General features: G+C 68.7%; 13 protein-coding genes and 1 pseudogene. 4 read left to right on the top strand and 10 right to left on the bottom strand.

Annotated features, from left to right (window positions below; genetic code table 11):
- The 5 genes and pseudogenes from DQP58_RS22885 to DQP58_RS22865 form a co-directional block, all read right to left on the bottom strand.
- Positions 1 to 77: pseudogene (locus tag DQP58_RS22885) on the bottom strand (oxidoreductase); the annotation flags it as partial.
- 26 nt (positions 78 to 103) lie between these two features.
- Positions 104 to 1702, bottom strand: a complete 1599-nt coding sequence (locus tag DQP58_RS22880) for a dipeptide ABC transporter ATP-binding protein (RefSeq protein ID WP_430916551.1) — start codon at positions 1700 to 1702, stop codon at positions 104 to 106.
- Between the two features lie 44 nt (positions 1703 to 1746).
- Positions 1747 to 2610, bottom strand: coding sequence for an ABC transporter permease (locus tag DQP58_RS22875; RefSeq protein ID WP_112710450.1), 864 nt, complete (start codon positions 2608 to 2610; stop codon positions 1747 to 1749).
- Complete coding sequence (locus tag DQP58_RS22870) at positions 2603 to 3529, bottom strand: ABC transporter permease (protein ID WP_112710449.1); 927 nt, start codon at positions 3527 to 3529, stop codon at positions 2603 to 2605. Before DQP58_RS22870 ends, DQP58_RS22875 begins: the two co-directional genes overlap by 8 nt.
- Before the next feature lie 2 nt (positions 3530 to 3531).
- Positions 3532 to 5160: a peptide ABC transporter substrate-binding protein gene (locus tag DQP58_RS22865; RefSeq protein ID WP_205869516.1), complete on the bottom strand. Its 1629-nt coding sequence runs from the start codon at positions 5158 to 5160 to the stop codon at positions 3532 to 3534.
- A gap of 84 nt (positions 5161 to 5244) precedes the next feature.
- Between DQP58_RS22865 and DQP58_RS22860 the strand changes: the two genes are divergently transcribed.
- Positions 5245 to 6033: a hypothetical protein gene (locus tag DQP58_RS22860; RefSeq protein ID WP_112710447.1), complete on the top strand. Its 789-nt coding sequence runs from the start codon at positions 5245 to 5247 to the stop codon at positions 6031 to 6033.
- Between the two features lie 5 nt (positions 6034 to 6038).
- Here the strand turns inward: DQP58_RS22860 and DQP58_RS22855 are convergent, their stop codons facing one another.
- Positions 6039 to 6581 (bottom strand): DUF4232 domain-containing protein, encoded by a 543-nt coding sequence (locus DQP58_RS22855; protein WP_112710446.1) that lies wholly within the window; start codon positions 6579 to 6581, stop codon positions 6039 to 6041.
- A 153-nt stretch (positions 6582 to 6734) separates the two neighbouring features.
- On the opposite strand from DQP58_RS22855, the gene acs reads away from it, so the two are divergent.
- Positions 6735 to 8696 (top strand): acetate--CoA ligase, encoded by a 1962-nt coding sequence (gene acs / locus DQP58_RS22850; protein ID WP_112710445.1) that lies wholly within the window; start codon positions 6735 to 6737, stop codon positions 8694 to 8696.
- 10 nt (positions 8697 to 8706) lie between these two features.
- Here acs and DQP58_RS22845 read toward each other — a convergent pair whose 3' ends face one another.
- Entirely contained in the window at positions 8707 to 9405 is a 699-nt protein-coding gene (locus DQP58_RS22845; RefSeq protein WP_112710444.1) for a S1 family peptidase, read from the bottom strand.
- Positions 9406 to 9668: 263 nt separating this feature from the next.
- Here DQP58_RS22845 and DQP58_RS22840 point away from each other — a divergent pair, with 263 nt between their 5' ends.
- Both DQP58_RS22840 and DQP58_RS22835 read left to right on the top strand, forming a co-directional pair.
- Positions 9669 to 10211: a phage holin family protein gene (locus DQP58_RS22840; RefSeq protein ID WP_112710451.1), complete on the top strand. Its 543-nt coding sequence runs from the start codon at positions 9669 to 9671 to the stop codon at positions 10209 to 10211.
- On the top strand, positions 10212 to 11171 hold the full coding sequence (locus DQP58_RS22835) for an alpha/beta fold hydrolase (protein WP_112710443.1): 960 nt from the start codon (positions 10212 to 10214) through the stop codon (positions 11169 to 11171).
- Between the two features lie 10 nt (positions 11172 to 11181).
- Here the strand turns inward: DQP58_RS22835 and marP are convergent, their stop codons facing one another.
- The 3 genes from marP to DQP58_RS22820 all read right to left on the bottom strand — a co-directional run.
- Positions 11182 to 12375, bottom strand: a complete 1194-nt coding sequence (marP, locus tag DQP58_RS22830; RefSeq protein WP_066867749.1) for an acid resistance serine protease MarP — start codon at positions 12373 to 12375, stop codon at positions 11182 to 11184.
- 5 nt (positions 12376 to 12380) lie between these two features.
- Positions 12381 to 13196: an NUDIX hydrolase gene (locus DQP58_RS22825; protein ID WP_066867637.1), complete on the bottom strand. Its 816-nt coding sequence runs from the start codon at positions 13194 to 13196 to the stop codon at positions 12381 to 12383.
- Positions 13197 to 13225: 29 nt separating this feature from the next.
- Positions 13226 to 13590: TlpA family protein disulfide reductase (locus DQP58_RS22820; RefSeq protein WP_133259420.1), on the bottom strand; the 365-nt coding region annotated here is incomplete at its 5' end.

Genomic DNA, 13590 nt, shown 5'->3' with positions numbered 1-13590 from the left:
AACGCTTCGCGGGCGCGGTCACTGGCCTCGGCGACGCCGGGCAGGTCCATCAGGGGGGCCAGCGGATCTGCTGTCACAACCTCACAACCTATCTCCGCCGGTTTCACCGCAGGCGCGGGATGGCGTCGAGCAACTGCTGGGTGTATGCGTGCTTGGGGTCGGTGAACAGTTCCTCGGTGGGCGCCTGCTCCACCACGCGGCCCGCCCGCATCACCAGGACGTCGTCGGCGATCTGCCGGATCACCGCCAGGTCATGGCTGATGAACAGATAGGCCAATCCGAGCTCGGCCTGCAGCCCGGCCAGCAGGTCGAGTATCTGCGCCTGCACCAACACGTCGAGCGCCGACACCGCCTCGTCGCACACCAGCACGTCGGGCCGCAGCGCCAGCGCCCGGGCGATGGCCACCCGTTGCCGTTGCCCGCCCGACAGCTCACGCGGCAACCGCTCCAGCACCGACGACGGCAGCGCCACTTGGTCGACGAGCTCATGCACCGCCTGGGCGCGCTGCCTGCGGTCACCGACGCGGTGGATGCGCAGCGGCTCTTCGATCGCCCGAAACACCGAGTACATGGGATCCAGGCTGCTGTAAGGGTTTTGAAACACCGGCTGCACACGGCGGCGGAACGCCAGCTGCTGATCCCGGGGTATCGCATCGTCGATCCGGGTGCCGTCGAAATCGACGGTGCCCGAGGTGGCTTGGAGCAGGCCCAGCACCATGCGGGCCACCGTCGATTTCCCCGAGCCCGATTCACCGGCGATGGCCAGCGTGCTCGCGCGGCGCAGCCGAAACGACACCGCGTCGACCGCACGGAATTCGCTGCGCCGCCACGGCGCCCCGTGTGACTCCCGGTAGACCTTGGTGAGATCCGAGGCGACGAGGATGTCGTCGGTCGGGGTGGAGGCCGGCCGGCTCCGGCGCGTCAGCGACGGGGCCGCCGCCACCAGCCGCCGGGTGTACTCGTGTTGCGGCGCGCGCAGAATCGACCGTGCGCCACCGGATTCCACCACGACCCCGCGGTGGACGACGACCACCTGCTCGGCCCGTTCGGCGGCCAGCGCCAGATCGTGGGTGATCAGCAGCAGCGCGGTTCCGAGTTCGGCGGTGAGCCGTTGCAGATGGTCGAGGACCTGGCGCTGCACCGTGACGTCGAGCGCCGACGTCGGCTCGTCGGCGATCAGCAGCCGCGGCCGGCCCGCCAGCCCGATCGCGATCAGCGCGCGTTGACACATGCCGCCGGACAGCTGATGCGGGTAGCGGCCCGCCTGGCGGGCCGGATCCGGCATGCCCGCCGCGGCGAGCAATTCCACCGCCCGCCGCCGCGTTCCCCGATCACTCGTGTTGGCGCGCAGGGCTTCCCGGATCTGGAACCCGACTTTCCACACCGGGTTGAGGTTGGTCATCGGGTCTTGCGGGATATAGCCGATGTGCCGCCCCCTGATCGAGCGCAGCGCTCGACGATCGGCGGTCGAGATGTCGATGCCGTCGAACATGATGCGTCCGCCGGTGATTCGGCCTCCCGGCGGTAGCAGCCCGAGAATCGCGGCGGCGGTGGTGGATTTGCCCGATCCCGATTCGCCGACCACCGCGACGGTCTGGCCGGGCAGCACGCGTAGATCCACCCCGCACACCGCGGCGTGCTCACCGAACCTGACCTCCAGGCCCTCGACGGACAGCAGCGGGGACGCCGCGGCGTTCACCATGCGCCGCTCCTGTTCATCGCCGCGCTCTGCATCGTCGCCGGCGGTCACGCCCGCCACGCCCTCGAGGCCGGATCGAGCGCGTCGCGCAGTGCGTCACCCATCATCATGAATGCCAGCACGGTCATGGCCAGCGCGCCGGCGGGGTAGAAGAGGATGGGTGAGCCGGCCCGCAGCCGGGTCTGGGCGAGGTTGATGTCGCCACCCCACGACACCACCGACGGCGGCAATCCGACGCCGAGGTAGGACAGCGTCGCCTCGGTGACGATGAACAGGCCCAGGGCAATCGTGGCCACCGCGATCACCGGCCCCAGCGCGTTGGGCAGCGCGTGCCGCAGCAGGATCTGAAACCTGCTCATTCCCAACGCTTTAGCGGCGAGCACGTAGTCGCTGCCCCGCACCGCGAGCACCGCACCGCGGGCGATCCTGGCCACCTGCGGCCAGCCGAACAACGCGAGGATGGCGATCACCGTCCACACCGTGCGGTGGTGCAGCACCTGCATGAGGACGATGGCGGCCAGCAACAGCGGCAGGCCGAAGAAGACGTCGGTGAGGCGGGAGACCACCGCGTCGATCCAGCCGCCGTAGAAACCGGCCAGCGCACCCAGCGCGCCGCCGACGACGAAGACCAGCAGCGTCGCGCCCAGCCCGACCGTCACCGAGGCTCGCGCCCCGTAGACGGTGCGCGCGTAGATGTCGTGGCCCTGCAGGTCGGTGCCGAACCAGTGCGCGGCCGAAGGGCCGCGCAGGCTTTGGCTCGGATCGGCATAGCCGGGGTCGGCGTGAGTGAACAATGCGGGAAACAGGGCGACCGCAAGAATGAGGAAAATCAGCACGGCGGCGATGACGAACTTCGGACGCCGGTGCAGTTTGCGCCAGGTCTCGCCCCAGAAGCCGGAGTGCTCAGCCAAAGCGGATCCGAGGGTCCAGCGCCGCGTAGAGCAGGTCCACCATCAGATTGGTGATCAGATAGATGAGCACCAGCACGGTCACGATCGAGACCACCGTGGGAGCCTCCTGTCGGGTGACGGCTTGATAGAGCACGCCGCCGACGCCGTGGATGTTGAAGATGCCCTCGGTCACGATGGCGCCGCCCATCAGCGCCCCCAGGTCCGCGCCCAGGAAGGTCACCACCGGGATCAGCGAGTTGCGCAGGATGTGCACGGCGACCACCCGCGGCCGTGACAATCCCTTGGCGGTGGCGGTGCGCACATGGTCGGCGTGCGCGTTGGCGGCCACCGCGGATCGGGTCAACCGCACCACGTAGGCGAATGACACCGAGCCCAGCACGATTCCGGGTAGCAACAGCCGCGCGAAGGTCGCCCGCTCCCCGACCGTCACCGGCGCGATGCCCAACCGCACTCCGAACACGAACTGCGCCAGGAAGCCCAGCACGAAGATGGGGATCGCGATGATGACCAGACCGGTGATCAGCACGCCCGCGTCGAAGAGGCCGCCCTGGCGCAGCCCGGCGATCACCCCGAATCCGATGCCCAGCACCGCCTCGACGGCCAGGGCGATCACCGAGAGCCGCAGGGTGACCGGAAAGGCATGTGCGAGAACGTCCTTGACAGGAAGCCCGGAATAGGAGCGGCCCAGGTCGCCGTGCAGGACGCCGCCGAGGTAGCGCAGGTACTGCACGATGAACGGATCATCCAGGTGGTAGCGGGCGCGCAGCGCCGCGGCCACGGCCGGCGTCAGCGGGCGGTCCCCCGCGATGGCGGCCAGCGGGTCGCCTGGTAGCAGGAAGACCATGCCGTAGATCAGCAGGGTGGCGCCCAGGAAGACGGGCACCATGACGGCGATCCGGCGTGCGATGTACCAGCCCATGTTCAAGCCTTGACGAGATTCTCGTAGTCGGGCAGACCGTTCCAGCTGACCTTGACGGCGCTCACCTGAGGTGACCATCCGAGCACGGCGATGTAGTACCACAGCGGCACGGCGGGCATGTCGTGCAACAGGATTCGTTGCGCGACGTTGACCAGCGCGTCGGCTTGCCGCAGGTCGGGGGCCGCCTCGGCGGCGGCCAGGCCGGCGTCGAACTCGCGGCTGGAATAGCCGACGTCATTGGATCCCGCGCCGGTGGCGTACAGCGGGGCGAGGAACTCGATCATCGAGGGGTAGTCACCGATCCAGCCGGCCCGGAACGCGGTGTCGATCGTGCGGTTGGTGATCTGGGTGCGGAAGCCGGCGAAGGTGGGCTGCGGCGCGCCGACGGCGTCGATGCCCAGCACGTTCTTGATGCTGTTGGCCACCGCGTCCACCCACTCCTGATGGCCGCTGTCGGCGTTGTAGGCGATGGCGTAGCGCCCGCTCCACGGCGAGATCGCGTCGGCTTGGGCCCAGAGTTGGCGTGCCCGTCCGGGATTGAAGTCCAACGCGTCGCTGCCGGCGATGTTGGGATCGAATCCCGGCAGCGAGCTGGCGGTGAAGTCGCGGGCCGGACTGCGGGTGTTGTTGAAGATCTGCCGACAGATCTGCGGGCGGTTGATGGCCGCCGACAACGCCAACCGGCGTAGCCGGCCTTCCTCACCGCCGAAGTGGGGCAACCGCAGTGGCGTGTCGAGCGATTGACTGACGGCGACGGGGCCGCTGGCGGAGTTGCCGCCCAGGTCGCGCTGATAGATCGTCAACGCGCTGGACGGAATGGTGTCCAGGACATCGAGGTTGCCGGAGAGCAGGTCGGCGTAGGCGGTGTCCAGGTTGGCGTAGAACTCGAACCTGAGCCCCTTGTTGCGTGGCTTGCGGTTGCCGTGGTAACCGGGGTTGGGCCGCAAGTCGATTCGGACGTTGTGCTCCCATGCGGGACCGTCTGGACCGTCGGCGAGTTGGTAGGGGCCGTTGCCGATCGGGTGTTGCCCGAACGCGCCCATGTCCCGAAAGGCCGCCTGCGGCAAGGGATAGAACGCGCTGTGGCCCAGCCGCAACTTGAAGTCGATGGTGGGTGCCTTCAGCCGGACGGTGAATTCCCGCTCGTTGATCACCTGCAGGCCGGACATGGTGGTGGACGCCGGCTTTCCGTCACCGGCCGGGCCGGCGAGCGCATCGAAGCCGTCGATCGGGCTGAAGAAGCTTTGCTGCAGTTGGGCGTTGGTGCTCAACGCCCCATAGTTCCACGCGTCGACGAACGAATGGGCCGTCACCGGTGAGCCGTCGGTGAACGTCCAGCCGGGTTTGAGGACGATGCGGTAGTTGACGTTGTCGGTGGTGTCGACCGCTTGGGCGACCTCCGGCGACGGGTTGCCGGCGGCGTCGTAGGACATCAGCCCGGCGAAGAGCCGATCGAGGATCCGGCCGCCCAGGCTGTCGTTGGTTCCGGTGGGGATCAGTGGGTTCGGCGGTTCCCCGCCGTTGACCACCACCAGATCCGGGCTGAGCACGCCGCCACCGCATCCGGCCAGCGAGGCGACCACGAGCACCGCGACGACGACCGGGGCCAGCAAGGCCAACGCGGTCCGCATCGCACGCATGACACCCGACCCTAGGGCCTGAAGTGGCGCGGCGGTGAAGTGCCCGGGCCGGCCGTCACGACTTAAACTCGGGCGGTGACCGTCGCCTACCTGGCCTCCGAGGGGGCCGCTTATGAGGCGGGCCGTCTGGTGGCGGCGCTCGGCATCCCCGCGATCGGTTTGCTCTGCCTGGTCATTGGGCTGGTGACGCGCTCGCGCAGCCGCCGGCGGCCGCCGGCTTACCCGCAATACCCACCGAGCTTCCCCGCCGGCCCCGGCTACCCCTACCCGCAGCCGGGGTACCCCACGCCGCCCTATCCGGCTTATCCGGGCTACGCGCCGCAACCGCGGACGCCCAAGTCGGCCACCACCCTCATCACCATCGGCGCCGTGCTGCTGGCGTTCGGGATCTTCGGGAACCTCGCCGCCACCGCCGCGAGGCTGGGTAAGTCGCACCGGGCCGACACATCCCTGCGGGTTGGCGATTGCATCACCGAAAGCGACTACAAGGCACAGCGTTTCGATTCAACCCCGAGTCGCGGCTGCGCCAACCCGGCGGCGACCTATGAACTCGCCTTCAAGGGCGGCGCCTCGGACAGTTGCCCCGACGGCAAACGAGAACACTCCGTCTATGACCGCTTCACCACCGACACGATGATCCTGTGTTTCGCCGTCAACCTGATGCAGGGCCAGTGCTATTTGATGCTCAGTGATGGTGACGCGATGACGATCAGGTTGGGCGACTGCGGCACGTCGAACAGGGTGCAGGTCAGAGTGATTCGGCGCATCGACGGCAGCACCGACAGAACCCAATGCGCGACGGACGAAAAGGGCGTCGGCTACCCCGTTCCCGCGCGGGTCTACTGCCTGGTCAGAGCCTATTAACCCGCTCAGACCGCGGTGATGGGATGCACCTGCAATTCGCAGGCGTCGATGGTGGCCGCCACCGTCAGCACCATTTCGGTGTCGGGCGGGTTGACGCGCAGGTCGGTGTAGGTGGGGCACGCGCCGCCACTACCGTCGAGCGACAGCCCCTCGACGATGGCCTGCCCCTGCGCCGATATCGACAACAGCACGGTGGGCGGGACGTCGGTGCCGGCCGGCAGCCCGCCCAGGTAGCCGCGCGGCGTGGGCTGCGCGTGAATCAGTGGGCCCCCGGCGCCCGAATCGACCCAGGCGTATCCGGTGAGCGTGCACGATTCGGCGCCGCCGGCGAGGGTGAACAGCAGCGTCACCGCGCGATGACCCACCGCCCCTTCCGCCGGCGAGGCGCTCACGGCGACCTGCTCCGACCGGCACGGCGTGGCCTGGTCGCCGCTCTCCAGCGGGATGGCCGACGCGGGCCACCCCGACACGGCGGCCACCGCGTAAACCGTTGCGGTCGCGGCAAAGCTGGCAAGTAGTCGGCGGCTGCCCCGCTCATGACCCGGCACAGGAGGTGATTATCCGGCACGGGCACACTTTTGACCCCGGATTCGCGCGCACAGCTACCACTCGCACAGCTACGCCTCACCCGGCTAGGCTCGCACTCGGCCACCAGCGCACGGCCGCCGAACGGCGAAGTCTCGACTACAGGAGAGAACTTAGTGACCGCCACCAATTCCGCAGGCCCCTCGTCCTATCCGCCGCCGGCGCAGTTCGTCGAGCAGGCCAACGCGGGCGAGGAGCTGTACCGCGAAGCCGAGCAGGACCGGCTGGCCTTCTGGGCCAAGCAGGCCAATCGGCTGTCGTGGGAGACGCCGTTCACCGAGGTGCTGGACTGGTCGCAGGCGCCGTTCGCCAAGTGGTTCGCCGACGGCAAGCTCAACGTCGCCTATAACTGCGTGGACCGCCACGTCGAGGCCGGCCACGGGGATCGGGTCGCCATCCACTGGGAGGGCGAACCCGTCGGCGATCACCGCAGCCTGACCTACGCCGAACTGCACGCCGAGGTGTGCAAGGCCGCCAACGCGCTGAGCGACCTCGGTCTGGTCGCCGGTGACCGGGTCGCGATCTACCTGCCGCTGATTCCCGAAGCGGTGATCGCGATGCTGGCCTGTGCGCGCCTGGGATTGATGCACAGCGTGGTGTTCGCCGGCTTCACCGCCAAGGCGCTGGCGGCCCGCATCGCCGACGCTTCGGCCAAGCTGTTGATCACCAGCGACGGCCAGTTCCGCCGCGGCAAGCCGGCCCCGTTGAAGGACGCCGCCGACGAGGCCGTCGCGTCCGGTCCCGACGGGGACAGCCCCATCGAGCACGTACTTGTGGTGCGGCGCACCGGAATTGACGTGTCCTGGAATGACGACCGCGACCTGTGGTGGCACGACGTCGTCGACGCCGCATCCGCCGAGCACACCCCGGAGCCGTTCGACGCCGAGCAGCCCTTGTTCCTGCTGTACACCTCGGGAACCACCGGCAAGCCCAAGGGCATCGTGCACACCAGCGGCGGCTACCTGACCCATGCCGCCTACACGCACTACTACGTCTTCGACATCAAGGCCGAGACCGACGTGTTCTGGTGCACCGCCGACATCGGCTGGGTCACCGGGCACACCTACGGCGTGTACGGTCCACTGGCCAACGGCGTCACCGAGGTCCTTTACGAGGGCACGCCCGACTCGCCCAGTCAGCACCGGCACTTCGAGATCATCGAAAAGTACGGCGTCACAATCTATTACACCGCGCCAACGCTGATTCGCACGTTCATGAAGTGGGGCCACGAGATCCCCGACGCGCACGACCTGTCCAGTCTGCGGCTGCTGGGTTCGGTTGGCGAACCGATCAACCCCGAAGCGTGGCGCTGGTATCGCAAGGTGATCGGAGCCGACCGCCTTCCCATCGTCGACACCTGGTGGCAGACCGAGACCGGCGCCACGATGATCTCCCCGCTGCCCGGAGTCGCTGCGGCCAAACCGGGTTCGGCGATGCGGGCGCTGCCGGGCATCTCGGCAAAGATCGTCGACGACCATGGCGAGCAATTGGTCCCGGGCATCCACCAGGGTGAGCACGTCACCGGCTATCTTGTGCTCGACCAGCCGTGGCCATCGATGCTGCGCGGCATCTGGGGCGACCCCGAGCGATACGTCGAGACCTACTGGTCCCGGTTCGCCGAGCAGGGCTGGTATTTCGCCGGCGACAGCGCCTATTACGACCGCGACGGCGCCATCTGGGTGGTGGGCCGCATCGACGACGTCATGAACGTCTCGGGTCACCGGCTGTCCACGGCCGAGGTGGAGTCGGCGCTGGTCGGCCACGCCTCGGTCGCCGAGGCGGCGGTGGTCGGGGCGACCGACGCGACCACCGGCCAGGCCATCTGCGCGTTCGTCGTCCTGCGCTCCGATTCCCAAGTGCACGACGGGATCGTCGACGAATTGCGCGTCGAGGTGGCCCGGGAGATCTCACCGATCGCCCGCCCGCGCGAGGTGCACGTGGTGCCCGAGCTACCCAAGACGCGCAGCGGCAAGATCATGCGCAGGCTGCTGCGGGACATCGCCGAAAACCGCGAACTGGGCGACACCTCGACGCTGCTCGATCCCGGCGTGTTCGACGCGATCAGGGCGGCGAAGTAGTCGCCGCGGTTCAGCCCGGCAGCGGGCTGAACCCCGCGCCGGGCCGGTGTTTGGAGTTGATGTCGGCCAGGATCGCGTTGAACGACTGGACCACGGCCGGCGTGTGCAGCGGAATGTACTTGATGACGCAGGTCGGCAGGTTGTCGCTGAAGGCCCCGTGGATCATGCCGACCAGCTGATTGTTGACGGTGACCGGCGCGCCGGAATCGCCCGGTTGACCACAGACCTGCATGACGATGGTGCCCGGCGCCTGGCCCATGCCCCAGGTGACGCCGCACGAATTGCCGGTCGTGCGGCCCTGTTTGCAGGCGATCTCGCCGAAGGCGGGGTCCGGCCCGATGCCACTGATCAAGAAGCCGTTGAAGTTGGCCACCGGCGTCACCTTGGCGGGGTCGAACTTGATCACCGCGTAGTCGAGGTTGTCGTTGCCGGCGACCATGGTGCCCAGCACGCCGGCGTTTTCCGCGCCCTCGGCGGTGACCTGGGCGCCCGGGCCGCCGCAATGCGCGGAGGTGAAACCGATCAGCTCGCCGGCGGCGTCGCCGCCGATGGTGGTCAGGGTGCACATGGTGTCGCCGTTGATGACGATGCCGGCCCCGCCGCCGATTGGAATCCGGACGTCAGCGGCGGCGGCGCGGGCAGGCGAACCCAGCACAGCCACGAGCAGGGCGACCATCGCCAGTAAGAAGCATCGGTGCGCCCTCCGCACGGCCCCACTCCCATCGGTCGGCCGGACATCGCGACCGGCTTGGCGCCGAGTGTAATCGGCAACCATGTGATGTTCGCTTTGCAAAGCGCGTCGCCCGCGCGGCGTCGCCGACCGCCTTCTGTGCGAAGCGAACTGGCCTCGGCACTCTCGAACCCCGCGCCGCAGCGCCCGGCCGGCCTCGTCTGGCTTCTCCTGTCCAGGCGCCGCATGGCAACATGAACCGCGACGACAGCGAGCCGGGCAACGACGAAAGAGGACCGTCTGTGAGCAAAGCCGATGGCAAGAACGGTGTGCCCAGCACCCTGACCACCATTCCGTTGACCGACCCGCATGCCAGATCCGCCGAGCCGTCGATCGGTGACCTGATCAAAGACGCGACCACCCAGGTGTCCACGCTGGTTCGCGCCGAAGTCGAACTGGCGCGCGCCGAAATTACCCGCGACGTCAAAAAGGGGTTGACCGGGAGCGTCTTCTTCATCGCCGCGCTGGTGGTGCTGTTCTACTCCACCTTCTTTTTCTTCTTCTTCATCGCCGAGCTGCTCGACACCTGGCTGTGGCGCTGGGCGGCGTACCTCATCGTGTTCGGCGTGATGGTGGTGGTCGGCGCCCTGCTGGCGCTGCTGGGCTTCCTCAAGGTCCGCCGGATCCGGGGACCGCGCCAGACGATCGAGTCGGTCAAGGAGACGCGCACCGCGCTCACCCCGGGCCACGACAAGGCCCCCGGCGGTGCCCGGCAGCTCCCCGAGTCGCAGGGCAAGCACGCGAAGCCCGCAAACGGCGCCGCCGCCGATCCATCGGGTTGGTAGATGGCGCCGCCCGATCCGTCGGTAACCCGCATCGACGGGCCGTGGCGCCATCACGATGTGCACGCCAACGGCATCCGCTTCCACGTCGTCGAGGCCTCAGGCGATGCCGACGCCCGGCAGGCGACGTCGCGCCCGCTGGTGATGCTGCTGCACGGTTTCGGGTCGTTCTGGTGGTCGTGGCGCCATCAGCTGCGCGGACTGCGCGGGGCGCGTGTGGTGGCCGTCGACCTGCGGGGCTATGGGGGTAGCGATAAGCCGCCCCGCGGCTACGACGGCTGGACGATGGCCGGCGACGCCGCCGGACTCATCCGGGCGCTGGGCCACTCCTCGGCGACTTTGGTGGGCCACGCCGACGGCGGGCTGGGCTGCTGGGCCACCGCACTGCTGCATCCGCGGCTGGTGTCGGCGATCGCGCTGATCAGTTCGCCGCACCCGGCGGCGTTGCGGCGATCGACGTTGACGCGCCGCGACCAGGGTTACGCGCTGTTGCCGACACTGCTGCAATACCAGATACCGTTGTGGCCCGAACGCCTGTTGACCCGCGACGACGCCGCCGAGATCGAGCGCCTGGTCCGCAGCCGCAGCTGTGCTAAATGGCTTGCCTCCGAAGACTTTTCCGAAACTATCGACCACTTGCGCACGGCCATTCAGATCCCGGCGGCCGCGCACAGCGCACTGGAATACCAGCGCTGGGCCGTCCGCAGCCAGCTGCGCGACGAGGGCCGGCGCTTCATGAGGTCGATGAGCCAGCAGCTCAGCGTCCCGCTTTTACACCTGCGTGGCGACGCCGATCCCTACGTGCTGGCCGACCCGGTCGACCGAACACAGCGCTACGCACCTCAGGGCCGCTACGTATCCATCTCCGGCGCAGGGCATTTCAGCCACGAAGAGGCGCCCGAGGAAATCAACAGGCACCTGACGAAGTTCCTCGAACAGGTGCACCCGACCCGGGCGAGGTGACCGCGGCGGCTCAGCCCACGCAGGACCCGGTGCCTACCAGCTGGGTATCGCCGACCCGGGCAAGCTGACTGGCCACCTCGTCGGCGGTCAGCACGAAGCCGGTGTCGGGGTCGTCGACCGCAGCACCAAACACCACCCCGAGCACATGCCCGTCGAGATCGATCAGCGGCCCACCCGAATTACCTTGCTCCACACTGGCTCTGATCGTGTAGACGTCACGGGTGACCGGCGCCGGATCGCGGTAGATGTCGGGACCGCTCAGCTTGATCAGCTCGCGGATCCGGGCCGGGGTCGCGGTGAAGTTCCCACCACCGGGATACCCGAGGACCACGACGCTGGCGCCGGTCTTCGCGTCGCCCTGGGCGAAAGTCAACGGCGGCGGGGGCAGGTTCGGGACGGACAGGATCGCGATGTCGACCGCCGGATCGTAGGACACCACGGTGGCGTCCAGCGGGTTGCCGCTGGCGTAGATCTGAACGCTGTTGGAACCGGCCACCACGTGCGCGTTGGTCATCACCCGGTCGGGCGCGATCACAAAACCACTGCCCTCCAACACTTTCTGGCAGCTGGGCGCCAGGCTGCGCACCTTGACCACGCTGGGCGCGGTGGCTTGCACCACCGGGTTGCCGGCCAGCTCGGGATCGGGCGAGGCGACCGGGATCACGGGGGTGCGGCTGAACGGCTCCAGCACCGCGGGCAGACCGGAGGTGTTCAGCAGCGCCGACAGCCGCTTGGGCACCGTCTTGAGCCAGGGCGGCGCTACGTCGTTGACCTGAGCCAACACTCGCGAGCCGCGGACCGCCGCGGCCAGTTCCGGCTGGTCCTTGGACTGGGTCAACGGCGTGGCCAGCAACCACGCCGCGGTCAGCACCACGACCAGCTGGACCGCCACCCCGATGACCGAGTCGACCGTCCGGATGGAACGGCTGCGGATCGCGCCCCGGACGGCGCGTCCCAGCACCACACCGGCGACCTCACCGATGACCACCAGCGCGAGGATCAAGAACAGTGCGGCAAACAATTTCGCGCGCGGGGCGGCGATGTGGCTGACCAGATGCGGCGCCAGCAGCACCCCCGCGATGGCGCCTAACAACACCCCCACGAACGACAGCAACGAGCCCAACGCGCCCGACCGCCAGCCCGAGACCGCCGCGATGAACGCGACCGCCAGCACGGCGACATCCAGCCACTGCGACGGGGTCATCGAATTCACCGCAACCCGCCCCCCTCGCCGACCAACGCCATCGCGGCGTCCAACTCCCGCTCGTCGGTGGTGTCCCACGGCTGGGCCCAGCCCGCGACGTCGAGCAGCGCAGAAATCACCTGGCCAGTGAATCCCCAGACCAGCATCTCGTTGAGCAGAAACGCCGGGCCGGCCCACCGGCGGCCGAGATCGCCGCGGTACACCATCAGCCGGTTTTCCGGGTTGACGAAGGCGCGCAACGGAACTCGCGCCACGATCGCCGTTTCGGCCTCGTTGACCACGGCCACCGGGCCCGGATCCGGCGAATAGGCCAGCACCGGGACGACGTGGAACTGCGACGGCGCGATGAACATCTTTTCCATCGTCGCCAGGGGATAGAGCCGGCTGACGTCGATCCCGGTTTCCTCGCGGGCCTCGCGCAGCGCGGTGTCCACCGGGCCGTCGTCGGTGGGATCGGACGCGCCGCCGGGAAACGCCGCCTGGCCGGCGTGGTGGCGCAGGGTCGAGGCCCGCACGGTGACCAGCAGGTCGGCGTCGTCGGGGAAACCACCGTCGGGCGGGCCGGATTCCGAACCGGAGAACAACACCAGCACTGCGGCTTCCCGGCCGCCGCCGCGCAGGGCCGTCACCGCCGACGCGGCCTTGCTGGTGATCATCGCCAGCACATCGGCCGGCAGTCGGCGCCGGGCCGCATCGGGAACGTCATCGACATGGTCGAGCAGCGGACGCAGCCAGGACGGGCAAGCGTCAGGCCGCAACGGAACGGCCCCGCGCGCCGGGGCGGGGTCCCCATTCCGCAGGGGCGAACCCCCAGCACTCACGGCCCCTCCAGTCGGTTCAATTTTTCCGCTTATCCCCTGTCGTTGCCGATCGCGGCCGCGATCTCATCGGCAGTGGTGAAAGCTCGTGGCAGCGTCTGGGCAACGCTACCGTCCGGCTGCAGGACCACCGTCGCGGGCATCACATTAACCACCCGCAGCGCGGCCGCGACCCGGCGACGACCGTCCTGCAGGGTCGGCAGGCGCACCCCGAGCTCGGCCAGCCGCAGCAGGGCGGCCGTCTCGTTCTCGTCTTGATGCACCGTCACCACCGTCACGTCCGAACCGGCCCGACGTTGATACTCGGCCATCGCGGGCAGTTCGGCGGCGCACGGCGCGCACCAATACGCCCACAAGTTGAGGACCACCCGGCGCCCGGCTACCGCGCGGCCGACGT

Source organism: Mycobacterium colombiense, from assembly GCF_003284975.1.
In the GTDB taxonomy this organism is placed as follows: domain Bacteria; phylum Actinomycetota; class Actinomycetes; order Mycobacteriales; family Mycobacteriaceae; genus Mycobacterium; species Mycobacterium europaeum_A.
The sequence above is the reverse complement of the archived record's forward strand: the minus strand, read 5'-3'. Positions and strand labels throughout refer to the sequence as shown.

What these genes read in the sequence shown, in the direction of transcription:
- DQP58_RS22880 (WP_430916551.1), bottom strand. Translation starts at nt 1,702, where the DNA reads ATGGTGAACGCCGCGGCGTCCCCGCTGCTGTCCGTCGAGGGCCTGGAG.
- DQP58_RS22870 (WP_112710449.1), bottom strand. Translation starts at nt 3,529, where the DNA reads ATGGGCTGGTACATCGCACGCCGGATCGCCGTCATGGTGCCCGTCTTC.
- DQP58_RS22865 (WP_205869516.1), bottom strand. Translation starts at nt 5,160, where the DNA reads ATGCGGACCGCGTTGGCCTTGCTGGCCCCGGTCGTCGTCGCGGTGCTC.
- DQP58_RS22835 (WP_112710443.1), top strand. Translation starts at nt 10,212, where the DNA reads ATGGCGCCGCCCGATCCGTCGGTAACCCGCATCGACGGGCCGTGGCGC.
- marP (WP_066867749.1), bottom strand. Translation starts at nt 12,375, where the DNA reads ATGACCCCGTCGCAGTGGCTGGATGTCGCCGTGCTGGCGGTCGCGTTC.